At 62.7% G+C, this 17,912-nt stretch carries 16 protein-coding genes; 4 read left to right on the top strand and 12 right to left on the bottom strand.

All coding sequences use genetic code 11. The annotated features are described in order from the left end of the window. Positions 1-57: 57 nt before the first annotated feature. Positions 58-1,275, top strand: a complete 1,218-nt coding sequence (locus GJ700_RS06190; protein ID WP_154371781.1) for an RNA-guided endonuclease InsQ/TnpB family protein — start codon at positions 58-60, stop codon at positions 1,273-1,275. On the opposite strand, the gene GJ700_RS06185 is transcribed toward GJ700_RS06190, so the two are convergent. Both GJ700_RS06185 and GJ700_RS06180 read right to left on the bottom strand, forming a co-directional pair. Next, entirely contained in the window at positions 1,256-1,561 is a 306-nt protein-coding gene (locus tag GJ700_RS06185; RefSeq protein WP_154371780.1) for a hypothetical protein, read from the bottom strand. The genes GJ700_RS06190 and GJ700_RS06185 overlap by 20 nt on opposite strands. A gap of 102 nt (positions 1,562-1,663) precedes the next feature. Beyond that, complete coding sequence (locus GJ700_RS06180; RefSeq protein WP_154371779.1) at positions 1,664-2,440, bottom strand: substrate-binding periplasmic protein; 777 nt, start codon at positions 2,438-2,440, stop codon at positions 1,664-1,666. A gap of 169 nt (positions 2,441-2,609) precedes the next feature. Here GJ700_RS06180 and GJ700_RS06175 point away from each other — a divergent pair, with 169 nt between their 5' ends. Next, positions 2,610-4,757, top strand: coding sequence for an alpha/beta hydrolase family protein (locus GJ700_RS06175; protein ID WP_154371778.1), 2,148 nt, complete (start codon positions 2,610-2,612; stop codon positions 4,755-4,757). An 18-nt stretch (positions 4,758-4,775) separates the two neighbouring features. Here the strand turns inward: GJ700_RS06175 and GJ700_RS06170 are convergent, their stop codons facing one another. Beyond that, positions 4,776-5,831, bottom strand: coding sequence for a lysozyme inhibitor LprI family protein (locus GJ700_RS06170; RefSeq protein WP_154371777.1), 1,056 nt, complete (start codon positions 5,829-5,831; stop codon positions 4,776-4,778). A 280-nt stretch (positions 5,832-6,111) separates the two neighbouring features. Here GJ700_RS06170 and GJ700_RS34930 point away from each other — a divergent pair, with 280 nt between their 5' ends. Continuing rightward, on the top strand, positions 6,112-6,396 hold the full coding sequence (locus GJ700_RS34930) for a hypothetical protein (RefSeq protein WP_195763797.1): 285 nt from the start codon (positions 6,112-6,114) through the stop codon (positions 6,394-6,396). Here GJ700_RS34930 and GJ700_RS06160 read toward each other — a convergent pair. The 5 genes from GJ700_RS06160 to GJ700_RS06140 form a co-directional block, all read right to left on the bottom strand. After that, positions 6,393-7,694, bottom strand: coding sequence for an MFS transporter (locus tag GJ700_RS06160; protein WP_154371775.1), 1,302 nt, complete (start codon positions 7,692-7,694; stop codon positions 6,393-6,395). The genes GJ700_RS34930 and GJ700_RS06160 overlap by 4 nt on opposite strands. Positions 7,695-7,804: 110 nt before the next feature. Further along, positions 7,805-8,569, bottom strand: coding sequence for a BON domain-containing protein (locus tag GJ700_RS06155; protein WP_229506833.1), 765 nt, complete (start codon positions 8,567-8,569; stop codon positions 7,805-7,807). 112 nt (positions 8,570-8,681) lie between these two features. Further along, positions 8,682-9,377: a hypothetical protein gene (locus tag GJ700_RS06150; protein WP_154371774.1), complete on the bottom strand. Its 696-nt coding sequence runs from the start codon at positions 9,375-9,377 to the stop codon at positions 8,682-8,684. A 130-nt stretch (positions 9,378-9,507) separates the two neighbouring features. Further along, positions 9,508-11,205, bottom strand: coding sequence for a dipeptidyl-peptidase 3 family protein (locus tag GJ700_RS06145; protein ID WP_154371773.1), 1,698 nt, complete (start codon positions 11,203-11,205; stop codon positions 9,508-9,510). 58 nt (positions 11,206-11,263) lie between these two features. Further along, positions 11,264-11,935, bottom strand: a complete 672-nt coding sequence (locus GJ700_RS06140; RefSeq protein ID WP_371867861.1) for a short chain dehydrogenase — start codon at positions 11,933-11,935, stop codon at positions 11,264-11,266. 41 nt (positions 11,936-11,976) lie between these two features. Here GJ700_RS06140 and GJ700_RS06135 point away from each other — a divergent pair, with 41 nt between their 5' ends. After that, positions 11,977-12,894 carry a LysR family transcriptional regulator gene (locus GJ700_RS06135; protein ID WP_154371771.1) on the top strand — a complete coding sequence of 306 codons (918 nt, stop codon included), beginning with the start codon at positions 11,977-11,979 and terminating at the stop codon, positions 12,892-12,894. Here GJ700_RS06135 and GJ700_RS06130 read toward each other — a convergent pair. The 4 genes from GJ700_RS06130 to GJ700_RS06115 all read right to left on the bottom strand — a co-directional run bounded on the left by GJ700_RS06130 (position 12,879) and on the right by GJ700_RS06115 (position 17,868). Beyond that, positions 12,879-13,478 (bottom strand): short chain dehydrogenase, encoded by a 600-nt coding sequence (locus tag GJ700_RS06130; protein WP_154371770.1) that lies wholly within the window; start codon positions 13,476-13,478, stop codon positions 12,879-12,881. The genes GJ700_RS06135 and GJ700_RS06130 overlap by 16 nt on opposite strands. Positions 13,479-13,592: 114 nt before the next feature. Then, positions 13,593-15,026: an efflux transporter outer membrane subunit gene (locus GJ700_RS06125; RefSeq protein WP_154371769.1), complete on the bottom strand. Its 1,434-nt coding sequence runs from the start codon at positions 15,024-15,026 to the stop codon at positions 13,593-13,595. 19 nt (positions 15,027-15,045) lie between these two features. Further along, entirely contained in the window at positions 15,046-16,641 is a 1,596-nt protein-coding gene (locus GJ700_RS06120; RefSeq protein WP_154371768.1) for a DHA2 family efflux MFS transporter permease subunit, read from the bottom strand. A gap of 39 nt (positions 16,642-16,680) precedes the next feature. Next, a complete protein-coding gene (locus GJ700_RS06115) occupies positions 16,681-17,868 on the bottom strand; it encodes an HlyD family secretion protein (protein ID WP_154371767.1) in 1,188 nt (395 codons plus the stop codon). Between the last annotated feature and the right edge of the window lie 44 nt (positions 17,869-17,912).

The following is a 17,912-nucleotide window of genomic DNA, read 5'->3' as shown; positions in this document are numbered from 1 at the left end:
GCCCATTGCCAGTTGCGTCATGTTTGCTTGGAGCGCAGTGCTGTATATAATTACAGTATGATTCGCCTCCAAGCCTTCAAATACGAACTAATGCCAACCGGCGAGCAGGCACGCGACATGCGCCGTTTCGCCGGGTCGTGCCGATTCGTCTACAACAAGGCGCTAGCGATGCAGAAGGACAACCACGCCCAAGGCAACAAGTTCATTGGCTACGTGGCGATGGCGGCAAATTTGCCGGTCTGGAAGCGCGAAGCTGGCATGAAGTGGCTCAAGGCAGCGCCATCCCAGGCACTACAACATGCCTTGAAGGATTTGGAAAAGGCATACAAAAACTTCTTCGAGAAGCGGGCCGGCTTCCCATGCTTCAAGCGCAAAGGCTGCGGCGACAGCTTCCGCTATCCGGACCCGAAGCAAATCAGGCTTGACGAAGCGAACAACCGTATCTTCCTGCCCAAGCTTGGCTGGCTGCGCTACCGCAACAGCCGCCGCGTACAAGGCGAACTGCGCAACGTGACCGTTAGCCGGTCGGGCGGAAAATGGTACGTGGCGGTCCAGACGCAATGCGAAGTCGAACAGCCGTTGCCCACGGTGACGACGGCCATCGGCATCGATGTTGGTATCGCCCGGTTCGTCACCATGAGCGATGGCGCTTTCATCGCGCCTCTCAACAGCTTCAAAAAGCACCAGCGGCGCCTGGCGCGCTACCAGCGCCGCATGAGCCGCAAAGTCAAGTTCAGCAGCAATTGGAAAAAGGCGAAGGCTCGCGTCCAGAAGATGCACACCCGCATCGCCAACGCCCGCAAGGATTTCCTGCACAAAACCTCAACGACGATCAGCAAAAACCACGCGCTTGTCTGTATTGAAGATGTGCAGGTTAAAAACATGTCCAGGTCTGCCAAGGGAACGGTCGAACAGCCCGGCAGCAAGGTGCGCCAGAAAAGCGGCCTGAATCGTGCCATCCTGGATCAGGGCTGGGGCGAACTCCGCCGCCAGCTTGGCTACAAGCTGGCATGGAACGGTGGCATGCTGCTGGCCGTGCCGTCGCACCACACCAGCCAGACGTGTCCGGCATGTGGCCACGTCTCGCCAGACAATCGGCGGACGCAGGCGCAATTCCTGTGCGTCGATTGCGGCTATAAAAATCACGCCGATGTGGTCGGCGCGATCAACGTTTTAGCGCGAGGACATCGCGTTTTAGCCTGTGGAGAGTTGGCGCAGTCGGGCTGCTCGATGAAGCAGGAACCCACCGTAGCGACTACGCAAATGACCGCGTAGCGCCGAAGGAATCCCCTGCGTTCATGGAGGGGCGGATGTCAATGGCATAGTCGGCGAAGTTGCGGATGCCGTAATCGGCCAGCGCCTGTTCACTGAAGACCGTGATGGCCAGCGGCGCGTCGATAATGGTTTCATCGCGCTTGCGTGCGCTCACCACCACGACCGGCACGGATGCCGCTGCGGCCGGTCCCGCTTCCAGCGGTCCGGCGCCTTGTGCGCCAGTCGCGGCAACACCCGCACCGAGCGCAACGGCAACGATGGATTTCCCCGGCAGCATCCCGCGCATCGGCAACTCCACTCATGGCAGTAAGTGGTCCATGGTACGCCTGGGCTCGCCAAGGTGCAGCCAAAAGCCCGGCGCCATGACGCCGATGCAACAAAGCCCGGATCAATGTGGAATATGACGCGCGAGGATGCGCGCGCCGGCGCCCTCTTGTTCCATGCGCTCGACACCCCGGTCCAGCATGCGCAGCAAATCCCACGCATAAGGCACCTTGCGGCTGACACCCACGTGCATGCGGTAAGTCGGCACCCACGACACCGGCCGGTAATCCAGCCCCTCCGCCAGCGCATCGTCGCCAACCAGCTGCAAGCCATGCAGCAATTCCAGGTCGTACAGCATGACCTGGCAGCGTCCCGCGCGCAGCATGTTGAGCGCGCTGGCTGCGGTCGTCGGCGCGGAAACCGGGACACTGGCCGCCGTCACCCCGGCGCCGGAATAGTCCCAGCCCAGTACTTCGCAACGCGTCAGTTGGGTCAGTTCGTTCGGATTGGCCACCGGCGGCGGCGGACGGCGCCGGTCGAACAGGATAATCGGCGTCACCGCATAATGCGACCGGGCCAGATGAAACTGGCGCTGGCGCTCCGGCGTGCCCGCCGCGTCCAGCACCACGTCGTACAGCCCCGCCATGGTATCGGCCAGGCAGCGCTTCCATGGCAATTGCGTAATGCTCAGCGTGCGCCCCTGCGGCGCCAGCAACTGCCGCAGGTAATCGGCGTTATAGCCCATGACGTCTTTCGCCTCCTTGCGGGACCGGTACGTATAGGGCGGGAAATCATTGGTATCGGCGCAGGCGCGCACCTGTTTCGGCACGTCGGCCGCCATCGCCATGCGCGGCAAAGCAGTAGCAACCAGCAACAGCGAAAGCAGGAACACGCGCATCATGATGAAGAAAAATCAACCAATACCCGAGCCTATCATGGTTCAAGCGACAACTTCCACAGTCGTGCCCGGCTGATACATTTGCATAACATATGGCTGATTGACATCGAGCAAGGTTTTATCTGACCATAGTCCGCTTCGCTTTATCGCTTAATCCTATCCACAGGTCACCATGAAACTGATCCCCCTCTCCGTCACCGCCCTGCTGCTGACCGCAGCCACGGGCGCCATGGCCAACGGCGCCACCGCGCCCGCCGCCGCAGGAACGGCTGCCGCCACCATCGCGAAACACGCGATCACCCACGAAGACGTGTGGCTGATGAAGCGCATCGGCGGCCCTTCCGTCAGCCCGGATGGCCGCTGGGCCGTGTTTTCCGTCACGGACCCGGCCTATGACAGCAAGGAGCAGTGGGCCGACCTGTGGATCAAGTCGCTGCTTGATGACAGCGCGCCGCGCCGCCTGACCTTTTCGAAAGGCGGCGAATCGGGCGTGAACTGGGCGCCGGACAGCAAATCGCTGGTGTTCGTCGCCAAGCGCGACGGCGACGACGCGGGCCAGATTTACCGCATCGACATCGCGGGCGGCGGCGAAGCGCAGCGCCTGACCACGCTGACCCTGGGCGCCCGTTCGCCCCGCTTCAGCCCGGATGGCAAGCAATTGCTGTTCGTGTCCGACGTCTTCCCTGGCGCGACGGACGAGGAAGCCATCAAGAAGGCGGCGAAAGAGCGCAAGGACCGCAAGTACAGCGCACGCGCCTATGAATCATTCCCGCCCCGCTTCTTCGACAAGTGGCTGGACGATAAAAAAGTGCGCCTGTTCGTCATGGATGCCGAACCGGGCGCCGTGCCGCGCGACATCCTGGCCAATTCCAGGCTGGCCGCCATGCCGGGCTTCGGCGGCGGCCAGGGCGACGAAGGCCAGTCGCTGAACGCGATCTGGGCGCCGGATGGCAAAGCCATCGTGTTTGCCGCGTCGACCAACCGCGACGAACTGGCGCGCGCCTCCGCTTTCACGCAAATCTTCGTGGCGCCGGCCGCCGGCGGCGAAGCGCTGCAACTGACCAAGGACACGCACAGCTACGGCGCGCTGCAATTCGCGCCGGACGGCAAGACGCTGTTCGCGCTGACGCAGGATGAAACGCCGGGCAAGGTGTACGACCTGGACCGCCTGGCCAGTTTTGCGTGGCCGGCCACGTCGCTGCAGCGCAAGGTGCTGACCGCGTCGCTGGACCGCTCGATTTCCCGCTACGTGCTGCCGGCCGACGGCAAGCGCATTCTGTTCACGTATGAGCACGCGGGCCTGGAACAGCTGTACTCGATGAATTACGCGGGCGGCGATGTGAAGACCGAAGCGAACCACGCCACGGGCAGCATCAACTCGCTGTCGGTGGGCGGCAAGACGCTGGTTGGCGTCTGGGAATCGTCGGTCAATCCGCCGGAAGTGCATGCGTTCACGGCCCAGGGTCCGAAGCGCCTGACGTCGTTCAACGTGGACAAGGCCGCCGCCATCGACTGGCAGGCGCCGGAACACTTCTGGTTCAAGACGCCGGATGGCCGCCAGATCCACAACATGGTGGTCAAGCCGGCCAACTTCGACCCGAACAAGAAGTATCCGCTGTTTGCCGTGATCCACGGCGGCGCCGCCAACATGTGGCGCGACCAGTTCGTACTGCGCTGGAATTACCACCTGCTGGCCAAGCCGGGCTACGTGGTGCTGCTGACGGACTACAAGGGTTCCACCGGCTATGGCGAGGAATTCGCCCGCTCGATCCAGTTCGATCCGCTGAAGGGGCCGGGCGATGAAGTCAACCAGGCCGTTGATGAAGCCATCAGGAAGTACAGCTTCATCGACGCCAATAAACTGGCCGCGGGCGGCGCCAGCTATGGCGGCCACCTGGCCAACTGGCTGCAGGCGACCACCACGCGCTACAAGGCCATCGTGTCGCACGCGGGCGAGATGGACCTCGTCATGCAGTGGGGCACCAGCGACAGCATCCATGGCCGCGAAGTCAATGCGGGCGGCCCGGTATGGAGCAACCTGCCCGTGTGGCGCGAACAAAGCCCGGTAATGCAGGCGGGGAACCATGAAAAGGGCACCGGCTTTAAAACGCCGATCCTGATCACGGTGGGTGAACTGGATTACCGTGTGCCCGTCAACAATGCACTGATGAACTTCGCCACCCAGCAGCGCCTCAATGTGCCCAGCAAGCTGGTGGTCTTCCCCGATGAAAACCACTGGATCCTGAAAGGTGAGAACAGCCGCTACTTCTACAACGAAGTGCACGGCTGGCTGAACAAGTACCTGAACGACGGCCGCTGATGGCGTCGACGGCGGAGTTCAGGACTCGAACTCCGCCAGCTGTTCGATCCGGCGCTGCGTCAGCAGCGCTTTCCATGCATGGGGCGCCACGTTCGGATACCGCGCCGCCCCCAGCGCCACCCAGGCGTCGCGGTACGCCTGCCACGCCTGCTGCGTGATGCGCACGCCATCCTTGGTCACGGTGCCGTGGCCCACCAAATGCGAACCAGGTTGACCTACCCGGCGCTCCATCAAGCGTTCGAATACGTCACCCAGCTTGCGTTCCAGCTGCTGGTATTGCTGCGGCGTGTAGCGCGGCAAATGGCCTTTTTCCGCTTCCTGCAAATCGCGGGCAAACTGGTCCAGTTCAAAACCCCGCGCTTCGATCGCCAGCGCGGCGCGCAAGCCGCCGCTCATGTCGGTTTCCTGGTCGGCGCGGCTGGCCGCGAACACATCCAGCGCGGCCTGCAATTTCGCCGCCACCGCCTGCTGCGCCAGCGGCCACGCCTTGATGATGGCAACCACCTTGCCATTGCGTTCGCGGCTGTCCAGGCGCTCCTGGATCGCCGCGCAAAACGTGCCCATATGGCTGCTGGTGACGTCATCGCACTGGTCGAAAACGGCCGGGTCGTGGTGGTCGGTCCGCTCTTTCAAATGCGCCACGCGCGCATCCATTTCCGCCGGCGCGGCCGGCATCGAGCACGCATATTTCAGCGCCAGCTCGTGGTTGCGCGATACGCCGTAACCATTCGCGTACAGCATCATCAGGACCGCCGCATCATGTTCGGCCACGGCGCAATGGCGCACCTGGTCCCATGCCAGCGGACTGGCGGCCACGCGCTCGCGGGTATCGTAGTAGCGGTCTTGCGCGCCGCAATGGCGCAAGCCGTGCAGTGCGCTGGCGGCCGGCAAGTCGCGCGCCGGCGGCTGGACATGCTGGACCGCCATGCACTGGCGGTACCACACGGCATTGGTGTCGCCCAGACTGCCCATCGCCGACGTGTTCGGATACTCGGGCGGCTGCGCCATTGCCGGCAACATCGCCACCCAGCCTACCGCCGCCGCCCTGGCCGCGCTCACCCATACTCGCTTCATCCAGCCGCTCCCCATTCGACACAATGACGACAGTATATAAGAACGCTACTGTTACAAAAAAATTACTTAGTTTCCGTACGGACAAGTTAAAATGGCCGCTCACTTATCTGCGGGAGTCCTGATGAAGCAGGTTGCTGTCTTGTTATCCGCTGCCATCCTGTGCAGCCCTGCCCTTGCGATGGGCGCTGAGACCGACCCCAGGCAAAACGCGGAATGCCCGCAACCGGAATTTCCACCCCGCTCCACTTCCACCGAGAGTGTACGCCGGGTTGAGAAGTCGTTGAAAGCGTGGCGCGCCTGTTTCCGCGCTGCGGCGGGGCAACAACAGAATGTGGACGACATGCTGGCCGCGTCGCGCGAATACCAGCAAGTCAAAGCCCGGCATGAGGCGTGGGTGGCTGCAACGATCCACTACAGCAATGGCCAGGCTTATGGCCGCCTCGCGTCGGCCCGCGTGGAGCGCGATTTCTGGGAAAACCTGATGGCCAAAGGGGGCAATGCGCGCGCCGTGTCGCGCCGCCCCGATGAAACCGCCGTTCAGCAAATGGCCGTCAGCGTCAATTAAGCCGCCTTGCGCTGGGCCACCGCTGCCACCTGGGTGCGGCGTACCGCCAGCGCCAGCAATGCCGCCACCAGGCACGCGGCGCCTGCCGCGAACAAGGCCGGGTCATACGTGAACAGCAAGGCGCGCACCTTGCCCGCGCCAAACGCCGCCACGGCCGCTCCCAGCTGATGGCTGGCGAAAATCCAGCCAAACACCATCCCCGCTTTTTCCCGCCCGACCGTGGCCGCCGTCAGCCGCACGGTCGGCGGCACGGTGGCAATCCAGTCCAGCCCATAGAACATGGCGAACAGCGACAAGCCATACAGCGTGAATTCCGAATACGGCAGCCATAGCAGCGACAAGCCGCGCAAGCTGTAGTACCAGAACAGCAGCTTGCGGTTGTCATAGCGGTCCGACAGCCAGCCGGACAGGATGGTGCCGAACAAATCAAACACGCCCATCATGGCCAGCACCGACGCGGCCGGCACGGCGGCCAGCCCCGCATCGCCGCACAGTGAAATGAAGTGGGTCTGGATCAAGCCATTGGTGCTGAGGCCGCAAATGAAGAACGTGCCGGACAACAGCCAGAACGCGCGGTGCGCGGCCGCTTCCTTGAGCACGGCAAACGGCGTGCCAAACGTGATGCGCGCCGCCCCTGGCGCCGCCGCGGCGGACGCCGCTCCCTCCGGCATGCCATATGGCGCCAGCCCCACGTCGGCAGGACGGTCGCGCATCAGCATCCAGGCGGCGACCGCCACCAGTGCACAGGCGACAAACACGGGCCACACGGCCATGCGCCAGCCGTACTGCTGCACCAGCCACGCGCCCACCGGCAGGAACGCCAGCTGGCCGGTGGCGGCGCTGGCCGTCAACACGCCCACCACCAGGCCGCGCCGCGTTTCAAACCAGCGGTTCGACACCACGGCCGACAGCACCAGCGCTGTCATGCCGGACGCCACGCCCAGCATCACACCCCACAGCGCCACCAGATGCCAGAACGCCGTCATTTGCGTGGCCAGCAGCGAACCGGTGGCGATCAGCCCCAGCGCCGTGGCCACCACGTTGCGCAAGCCAAACCGCTCCATCAGGATGGCCGCGAACGGCCCCATCAAGCCAAACAACGCAAAGCGCACGGCCAGCGCGGAAGATATCGCATCCACGCTCCAACCGAACTCCTTGGACAACGGCTGCAGCAGCGCACCCGGCAGCCCCAGCGCGGCCGACGACGCCAGGCCTGTCATAAACGTCACGGCAACGATCACCCACGCATAGTGGATACCACGGCGCTCCAGCCGGGCGGATAAGGCAGCAGACAACATGGCGCTCTCCATTCATTTGGGAATGCAGAGCAGTTTAAATTACGATCATAATTTAAACAACCAAAATTTTGCCCCGCACGCGGCGGGGCAAAATGTCAAATCACTTCACGTTATTTTTTTACCTGGATCGAGCTTTTCACTTCCGTCACGCCTTTCACGCCGCGCGCCAGTTGCACAGCCTTGTCGGCTTCCGATTTCGATGGCACGAAACCGCTCAGCATGACGACGCCTTTCACCGTTTCCACGTGCACATCCATGGCTTTCACGGCTGGATCGGCAGCCAGGTCGGCTTTGACCTTGGTGGTGATCATGGTGTCGCTCATCACGTCGCCAGCGGCAGCGGTGGTGTTACGGGCTGCATCGGTGGCAGTGGTGGTGGTGGCGGTGGCAGTGCGGTCGCGGGTGGTGTCGACGGCGGTAGTGGTGCGGTCGCGGGTGGTGTCGACTGCGGCGGCCGTGCGTTCACCGATGGTCGGGGTTGGATCTGCGCGCTTGGCGTCGGCGATGGCCGATTCCTTGGCGGCCTTGGCATCAAGCTTGCAAGCCTTTTTCGCGTTGCCGGACTGGTCGTCGCATTTTTCCTTGGCCAGGTCGTACTCAGCTTTCGCGACGTCTTCGCGGGCCTTGCGCAAGTCCTTCACATCGCCGGTTTTATGCTGAGCCACAGCATCGGCCTCGGCACGGGCGCGGGCAACTTTGGCTTCCTCGATGCAAATGTCTTCAGCGTTGCCTTTCAGGCTTTTGCATTGCGCCTTGGCGGCCTTGTAATCGGCAGTCGCCTTGTCCTTCGCGGCATCGTAGGCAGCCTTATCGTTGTCGGCCGCATACGCATTGCTCAGAGCTCCAGCCAGTGCCAGGATCAGAAATTTGTTCATGGTGCGTCCTCCCTCAGTGATGGTGTACGCAACCATTAAACTCCTGACAAGCAGTGCGCTCTGTACGCTACCCAACATAGTCCGGCAGCGTTGGCACAACAATAAAAATGATTCAGTCGGCGGACAACATCGCCTTATTCCACAAGGAATTTGCCTGTTCGAACGGTGAATTTCCAGCCAGTACATGGCCATCGGTGGCCAGCTGCAACCAGGCCTGGGTGTCGTGCGACACATGGGTGTCGGGCTGCGCTTCGCGCACCTGGTGCAGCCATTGGTAAACGATGCGGTAATCGGCGGGACGGCGCTGTTGTATCCATGCCAGCGCAGCCAGGTCGGCATAGCCTTCCTCGCGGCGCGTCTCGCGCAATTGCCGCGTCATCCGGACGGTTTCCGGCGATGCGGCGGGCTCGGCGGCGCGCTCCTGGAAACCCGCCGGCACGGCATGCCAGTTGCCCTGCGCATGGCGCCAGCAGTGGCCAATCTCATGCGCCGTCATGGCTTCGATCATCAGCGCCTGGCGCTCCGCCGGCACGCCTTTCAACACGTCTTCTGCCGTGTCATTGCCGCGCATGGAAAACACCAGCTTGCAGCGCCCGCCATCGAAACCCATGGCCAGCGGCACCGCGCCGGGCGCCGCCTGCGGCTGCACCACGATATCGACCGGCAACTTCAACTGTCCCTTGGCATAGGCCAGCACGGCGGCGCCGGCTTGCAGCCAGCGCGTTTCCATGTCCGTCAATTGGGCGGCCGATGCCACCGATGGCAAGGCAAATGACGCAGTCAACAGCAAGGTAGCGGGTTTCAGCATGATGTCTCTCCTCGAAGAAACTATACATGCCTATCGTTAAGATGTAAGCAGATTGCCGCAGCTGTTACAAAATATTTCCTTGTAAAATCAATACTTTATAGAACAAGCGACAACAGCTTACATCCCAAACTTACCGCTTCAACAACGCTTCCGCCGTGGGGAATGACGGACGGATATCGTTCGGCACGGTCTTCATCTTGTCCAGCGCCTTTTGCACTTCCGGACGGATGACCACGTATTTGGTCATCATGTCCTTCGCGCGCGCATAGTCGCCGGTGGCTTCGATGGTGAGGAATTCACGGTCGAGGTCCAGCACGGCCTGCTTGATTTTCTTGAAATCCACGGAGAACAAGCCATCGCCGTGCGACACGAAGCCGCCCTTGTCCAGCAGGTAATTGACCTGAATCGCCATGCCGCGCGCATGCGAATCCGTCAGCCCGAAGTGCAGCGTGCGGAACGCCGACGCCAGGAACGTCGTGTGCAGCTTGCGTTCGGCTTCCTCGCCCTGTCCCAGCGAGTTTTTCAGTTGCCCCTTGTCCATCATGTGCATCAGCGCATACAGGCCCGTGATGTCGGCTTTCGCCTCTTCGATGGTGGAATACGCTTCCTTCAAATCCTGGCGCGGCGTCGACGGCTGACCATTGACGGTGGTGGCATGCGGCCCCAGCCCGTGCATGATTTCATGCGCGAGGATGTGCGTGAAGAAGGAATCGAAGTCCAGGTCTTTCTGGTCATGCGGACGCAGCACCAGTTTGGAAATCGGCGTCAGGGTGGCCTTGAATTTTTCTTCCTGCACGTTCTTCAGCATGACGCGCTTGGAACCGCGCTGGCTGATCACCCGCTCATCGTTGGGCAGGTTATACGCGGCGGTCTGCACGCCCATGTTGCCGTCACCCGCGCCATACACCTGGTTGACCACCACCATCGGCGCCAGCGCGCCCACCTTCGGGTTGCGGTATTGCGCATCGAGCGGCAGGTTGTCTTCCAGTTCCTGCATGTGCTGCGCGAAGAAATTCAGCTTGTCGGTTTCCTTCTGGTCACGGATGCTGACATAGGCTTCGAACGCCGCCTTGTAGCCGAACAGTTCATCGTTATACGTTTCGTACGGGCCGATCGTCACGTCGACCGGCGAATCCAGGTCCATCCACGCAAAGTCGGACGCCAGGTAATCGTTCGACAGGAACGCGTCGGCGCGCAATTCCAGGAATTTTTTCAGCGACGCGTTGTCGGTGGCGGCCGCCGCTTCCTTCAAGAGTTTCGCCAGCTTGTCCAGTTCCGGCTTGTATTCATCCGAATACTTGACGGTCTTGAACTTCATGTCGGCGCCGGCGCGGATGGTGGTGAAGAACCACTGCGCCTGTTCCTTGTCCGACTTGGGCAAGCCGTTGATCCACGTTTCCAGCGCTTCTTTCGTGCTGCCTTCCGGATAGAAATTCGCGCCTTCCGGTTTCTTGTCCGGCACCGTCACGCCGCCGACGTGCTGCGGCAGGAACGACGTGTTGCCATCGATGATCGACCATGGCCCCTTGTTGAGCCAGAAGTAGTCCAGCCGCGCCTTGCCCAGCGGCGTCTTGTCCTTTTTCAGCGCCGCCCACAGGGCTTCATTGCCGGCCCAGCGCTGGCGCAGTTGCAGCACGTCGATGACCTTGGCCGCTTCGATCAGTTTGGCGATGGCTTTCTTGTCGCCGGCCGACAGTTTCGACGCATCCGCCTTCAGCGCCACGGGCGCGAAACGTTTGGTCATGGCTTGCAATTCGCCGACAGTCGCAGGGGCCGCTGTAACGGCAGTACCGATGGCGGCCAGCAGCAGGGGCAGCAGTTTTTTCATTGAACGCCTTTCTTGTGGAAAGTGGAAAGGCGCCAATTGTGACATTGTGTCCAGCCGCTTACCAGACCTTATAGGCTTGCCCGGTCTGCGCGCCATCCACACTGCGGCTATATGCCAACGCCACGCGGCTGGCCGGCACGGTTTCAAAGCCGATAAAGTATTCGCCATACGCTTCAAGCGACTCCGTCAGCAGCGTCGGGCTGACGACATTGATGCGGATGCCGCGCTGCAGTTCGATGGCCGCGCCGCGCACAAAACCGTCCAGCGCGGAATTGACCAGCGAAGCGCTGGCGCCGTTGCGGATCGTCAGCTCCGATACGCTGCCGCTGGTCAGCGTGATGGAGCCGCCATCGTTCAACGCATGCTGCGCCACCAGCGCCACGTTGACCTGGCCCATCAATTTGCTGTCCAGCCCCACCCGCATTTGTTCCGGCGTGAAGTCGGCCAGCGGCGCGAACGCCAGCGCACCCGCCGTCACCACCACGGCGTCGGCCTTGCCGATTTTCTCAAACAGCGCGCGGACTTGCCCGATATCGCTGATGTCCGCCTGGTACTGGCCGCTGTTGCTGCCCACGGTGACGATTTCATGGCGCTTGCCCAGTTGTTCCACGACGGCTTTGCCGATGGTGCCGGTGGCGCCGATAACGATGACTTTCATGCTGTTCTCCTTGAAGTGTTCAGGTGTGGGTGAAGTGCAGCCAGTATCGCTTCCGTCACAAAAAGAATAAATGCGTTAGGATTTACAACATTCCGAACTATGGATTTGTAATCATGGATAAATTGCGCAGCATGGAAGTGTTTGTCGCGGCCGTCGACGCGGGCAGTTTTACGCAGGCGGCGGAAGCATTCCGCATTTCACCCGTCATGGTGGGCAAGCACATCAAGGCGCTGGAATCCCTGCTGGGCGCGCGGCTGCTGACGCGCACCACGCGCCGCCAGAGCCTGACGGAAATCGGCCGCCAGTACGCGGACCAGTGCCGCGCCATCCTGGCGCAAATCCGGCAGGCGGAAACCGGCGCGGAAGCCATGCGGGCGGCGCCACGGGGTAAGCTGAAAATCACGGCGCCCGTGTCGTTCGGCAGCGAATGGGTCAGTCCCGCCATGACGGATTATTTGCGCGCGCATCCGGAAGTGAGCCTGGACTTGAATTTGAACGACCGCGTGGTCGACCTGGTCGACGAAGGCTATGACGCGGCCATCCGCATCGGCGACCTGGAGGATTCCGCGATGGTGGCGCGGGCGTTGCGCCCCTATGCGATGGTGATTTGCGCGTCGCCCGCGTACCTGGAACAGCACGGCGTGCCCCGTACGCCGGCCGACCTGGCGCAACACGAATGCCTGGACTTCATGCAATGGACGCCGCAAATGCGCTGGCGCCTGCGCGAAGCCAATGGCGAGCGCAGCGCGGCGCGGCCCCGTGAAAGCCGCTTCCGCTCCAGCAGCGGCCAGGCATTGCGCATGGCCGCGCTCAATGGCTTCGGCCTCGTGATGCAGGCGGAATTATTGCTGGCGCAGGATATCGCGGCCGGACGGTTGGTGCCTGTGCTGGCCGATTGCCTGCCGGTGCCCCGCCCCATGCATCTGATTTACCCGCGCGACCGGCAACCCACGCCAAAGCTGGCGACGTTTATCGAGTTCATGCTGGAGCGCTTCGGGCCGGAGGTGCCGTTGCCTTACCAGACCTTGTAAATCTGCCCGGTCTGCGCCCCCTCCACGCTGCGCGCATACGCCAGCGCCACCCTGCGCGCCGGCACGGTTTCAAAGCCGGGGAACAGGTGGCCGTAGGCTTCCTTCGATTCCGTCAGCAATCCCGGCGTGACGGCGTTGATGCGGATGCCGCGCGCCAGCTCAATGGCGGCGCCGCGCACGAAACCTTCCACGGCGGCATTCGACGTGACGGCGTTGGCCGCATGACGGATCGGGTGGTACACGTCGATGCCACTGGTCAGCGTGATCGAGCCGCCATCGTTCAACGCATGCTGGGCCGCCAGCGCGACATGAACCTGCCCCATCAGCTTGCTGTTCAGGCCCACGCGGAAACGCTCCGGCGTCATGCCGGCCAGCGGTTCCAGCGCCATGATGCCCGCGGCCACGACCACGGCATCGGCCTTGCCGACCTTGCCGAACAGCGCCTGCACTTGCGCGTAATCGGTCATGTCGGCCTGGTATTGGCCGCGAGACTTACCTACGGCGACGATGTCGTGGCGGCGGCCCAGTTCTTCCACGACGGCCGTGCCGATGGTGCCGGCAGCGCCGATAACGATGATTTTCATGAGGATTCCTTTGATGCGTAGTGAATAAGGTTGCAATGCGCAGCCAGTATCGCCGTCCACACCAAAGGAATAAATGCACAGCCAGGAACTACATCCCCAACCAAAAATTAGCAATCATTGTGCCGCCAGCGCCGGCGACGGCTGCCAGCCCGCGCCCAGTGCACGCGCCACGGCCACGGTGGCCAGCAAGCGCTGCGTCGTGATTTGCGCGGCGGCGCGGTCGGCGGCCAGCGCGCTGCGCTGGGCATCGGTCACGTCCAGGTAGGTCGACAGGCCGCGCTCATAGCGGGCGCGCGCCACCAGATAGGCGCGGGTTGCCGCTTCGCGCGATTGCGCCTGCACTTGCTGCTGCTTCTGCTTTTGCTGCACGTCCGACAGCGCATCTTCCACTTCGCGCAGCGCCGTCAGCAGGCGGCCTTCGTGGTTGGCCAGCGCTTCCTCATAGCGGGCCTTGGCTAGCTTCAGGTTGGCGTCGTTGCGGCCGCTGTCGAAGATGGGCAGCGACAGCGCGAGCGGGCCGATGCTGAACTGGCGCGAACCGCCCTTGGTGATGTCGCCCAGGCTTTCCGACGCAAAGCCGAAATTGCCCGTCAGGCTGATCGACGGATAAAACGCCGCTTCGGCCACGCCGATCTGCGCATTCGATGCGCGCAGCGCGGCGACGCTGCCGGCCAAATCGGGACGCTGCGACAGCAGGCTGGCCGGCAGGCCGACCGGGATGCTCGGTGGCTGCGGCAGCGATGCGCCGGCGGCAGGCAATTGCATGGACGATGGCGACGCGCCCGTCAGCACGGCCAGGCTGTGTTCCAGCGCATTGCGCTGGCGCTGCGCTTCCTGCAAGTCCGCTTCCGCGTTGGCGCGTTCGATGCGGGCGCGCGACGTATCGAGTTCGTTCGACAGCCCCGCGTTGAAACGCGCATTGACCAGTTCTTCCGTCTCGCGGCGGGTGTCCAGTGCACCGTTCAGGATGGCGATTTCCGCATCGAGGCCGCGCAACTGCCAATAATTCGACGCCACTTGCGCCGACAGCAGCAACAGCACGCCGTCGCGGTCCGCCTCGGCGGCCAGCGCCTGCGCGTCGGAAGCTTCCACCAGGCGGCGCACGCGGCCCCACAGGTCGACTTCATACGACAGCGACGCGCCCACCGAATAGTTGTCGCCGTGGATCGAACGGTGACCCAGCGCCAGCCCTTGCGACGTGTTGGCCGACGTGCGCGAATTCGACACGCCGGTGCTGACGTTGACGGCCGGCCCCTGGCTGGATTTCACCACGCCCAGTTGCGCCTGCGCCTGCAGCAGGCGCTGCGCGGCGGCTTTGACGGTCGGATTGCCGCGCAGCGCGCCTTGTTCCAGCCGGTTCAAGGTGTCGTCGCCGTACACGCTCCACCATTGTGCCGGCAGGCGCGCTTCAGCGCTCCCCTGCGCGTGGCGGAAGTTCGCTTCCGCCACGTTTTTTGGCGCGGAAAATTCAGGGCCCACGGTGGCGCAGCCAGTCAATACGAGGGTGGCCGATGCCACCAGGGCTGCCAGGGTAATACGTTTCATCATGATTCAAACCTTTCGTATATCAGTGCGCGCCGGCGCCGCCGCCGGAAGGGGATTTCACTTCGTCCGACAGCCACATCACAACGATGCAGGCCATCAGGATCGCGCTGACGATAAAGAAGCCGTCGTTATAGGCCATCACATACGATTCGCGCCGTACGATGCCATCGATGGCTTTCAATGCCTTGTCCGCTGCGCCGGCGGCGTCGATGCCCTTGGCAATGAATGCCTGCGTCATGCTGGCCAGGCGTTCCTGCACGGCCGGCGAGAACGACGTGATGGCTTCGCCCAGGCGCTGCGAGTGGAAATGTTCGCGCTGCGTCAGCGACGTGGCCAGCAAGGCGATGCCGACCGAGCCGCCCAGGTTGCGCGTCATGTTGAACAGGCTCGATGCGGACGGCATGTCTTTCGGTGCAATGCCCTGCATCGCGAAGTTCGACAGGGTCAGCATGACAAACGGCTGGCCCAGCGCGCGCACCACTTGCGACAGCACCAGCTGGTCATAGCCGGTGGTGGCGTCCATGTAGGCATTCATCAGGCACGACAGGCCGAACATGAACAGGCCGAACGAGCACAGGATGCGGTTATCGATTTTCGACGACAGCTTGGCCACGAACGGCATGATGAACAATTGCGGCAAGCCGGCCCACATGATCACTTCGCCGATCTGCATCGGCGTGTAGTTGGCGATCTGGCCCAGGTACAACGGCAGCAGGAACGACGAACCATACAGCGCCATGCCGAATACCGCGGACAAGGCCGTGGCTACCAGGAAGTTGCGCTGGCCGTACAGGCTCAGGTTGACGAACGGGTCGGCGCGGGTGGCGCTGGTGACGACCCAGCCCAGCAGACCGATCAGCGCCAGCGACGCGAAGGCCCAGATGAAAGCGGAATCGAACCAGTCCTTGCTGTTGCCCTCTTCCAGGAAAATCGTCAGCGAACCCAGGCCCAGCGCCATGAAACCGATGCCGATCCAGTCCGCCTTGAACAACAGGTGCAACTGGTTTTTCTCTTTATCGAGACCATACGCGATACCGCAGATCAGCAGGATGCCAGGCACCCAGTTGATGTAAAAGATCGACGGCCAGCCATACAGTTCGCTCAGGTAGCCACCCAAGGTCGGGCCCATCGACGGCGCCAAGGTGGCGGTCAGGCCGAACACGGCCATGCCGACCGCGCGCTTCGATGGCGGCAGCTTGGCCATCACCAGCGTCATCGCCATCGGAATCAGCGCGCCGCCCGTAAAGCCTTGCGCCATGCGGAACACGATCATGCTGGGCAGATTCCATGCGGCGCCGCACAGCGTTGAAAACAGCAGGAACAGCGCCGTGGTGCCCATCATGTAGCGGCGTGCGCCGAAGACGCGGGTCAACAGCGCCGTCAGCGGGATCACGATGATTTCCGCCACCAGGTAGGCGGTGGAAATCCACGAACCCTCTTCCTGCGTGGCGTTCAGGCTGCCGAGAATATCTTTCAGCGATGCGTTGGTGATCTGGATGTCCAGCACCGCCATGAAGGCGCCCAGCATGCCGGCCGCCACGGCGATCCATGTGCGGGCGTCGACCTTCTGGCCTTCCACGGCCAGTTGCGGCGCCCTGTCGAGGGTTGCACTGCTCATTGCGAACTCCCTTGCGAATTTCCTGGCGAATTTCGTTGGTTAATGGGCAGTCTTTTGCGCGTTGGCTTGCGCGGTGGCCTGCGCCTTGTCGAACGCGGCGGTTTCCTTCAGCGACACTTCGGCGATGACCGACATGCCCGGCACCAGGCGGCCCTGCAATGCTTTCAGATCTTCCTGCTTGAACGTGATTTTTACCGGCACGCGCTGCACGATCTTGGTGAAGTTGCCGGTGGCGTTATCGGCCGGCAGCAGCGCGAATTGCGCGCCCGACGCTGGCGAGAAGCTGTCCACGCGGCCAACCAGTTCCTTGCCCGGCAGCGCATCGACGGTCAGGTGCACCGGCTGGCCAGGTTTCAGTTCGGCCAACTGGGTTTCCTTGAAGTTCGCCGTCACCCACACGTTGTCCTGCACGATGGCCGTCAATTGCTGGCCGGCCTGGATACGCTGGCCCACTTCCAACGTGCGCTTGCCGATCCGGCCCGTCACGGGCGCCGTGATGCGGTTATAAGCCAGTTGCTGCTGCGCGTCTTTCAACTGCACTTTCAACACGTTGACCTGCGCCTTCAGCACTTCACGCGCGGCGGTGGCGGAACCGATTTGCGCCTTGGCGGCAACGGCGCTGTCCTTACGGGCGGCCAGGTCGGCCGTGGCGCTGGCGCGGGCCGCATTGGCCGCATCCAGTTCGGCTTTCGACACGGCTTTCATCTGGCTGGTATACAGCTGGCCGAAACGCTCGGCATCCTGCGTCGCGCGCAGCAATTGCGCCTGCGATTGCGCCACTTGCGCGCCGGCGGCCGATGCCTGGGCATTGACCTGGGCGATTTGCGCGTCGGCCTGCAATACCTGCTGTTCGGTGGCGGCGATTTGCGCCTGGATTTGTTCGACGCGCACGGTCTGGTCGAACGGATCCAGCTCGGCGATCACGTCGCCTTCCTTGACCAGCTGGTTATCGTCGATCAGCACTTTGCTGACGACACCGGCGATACGGCTCGATACCGGATGCACGTGGCCCGCGACGTAGGCATTTTCCGTCTCGACGAAGTTATGGCTGCGATACCACATGCGGCCACCGGCGCCGGCGGCGGCCAGCGCGATCAGGCCGGCGATCAGCAGCACACGGGTATTCGAGGGCGGCGCACCGGCGGTTTGAGGCTGGGCCGCACTGGTATTGGGGCTTGGGACGGCGCTGAGCACTTTTTGCTCTGCTTGGCTTTGCTGGGTCGGCATTACGGCGCTCCAATTAATGAAATGGGATAGGTGCATTATTCGTC

The organism is Pseudoduganella rivuli (genome assembly GCF_009674485.1).
GTDB classification, from domain to species: Bacteria; Pseudomonadota; Gammaproteobacteria; order Burkholderiales; family Burkholderiaceae_D; genus Rugamonas; species Rugamonas rivuli_B.
This window is presented reverse-complemented; position numbering and strand designations above follow the sequence as displayed.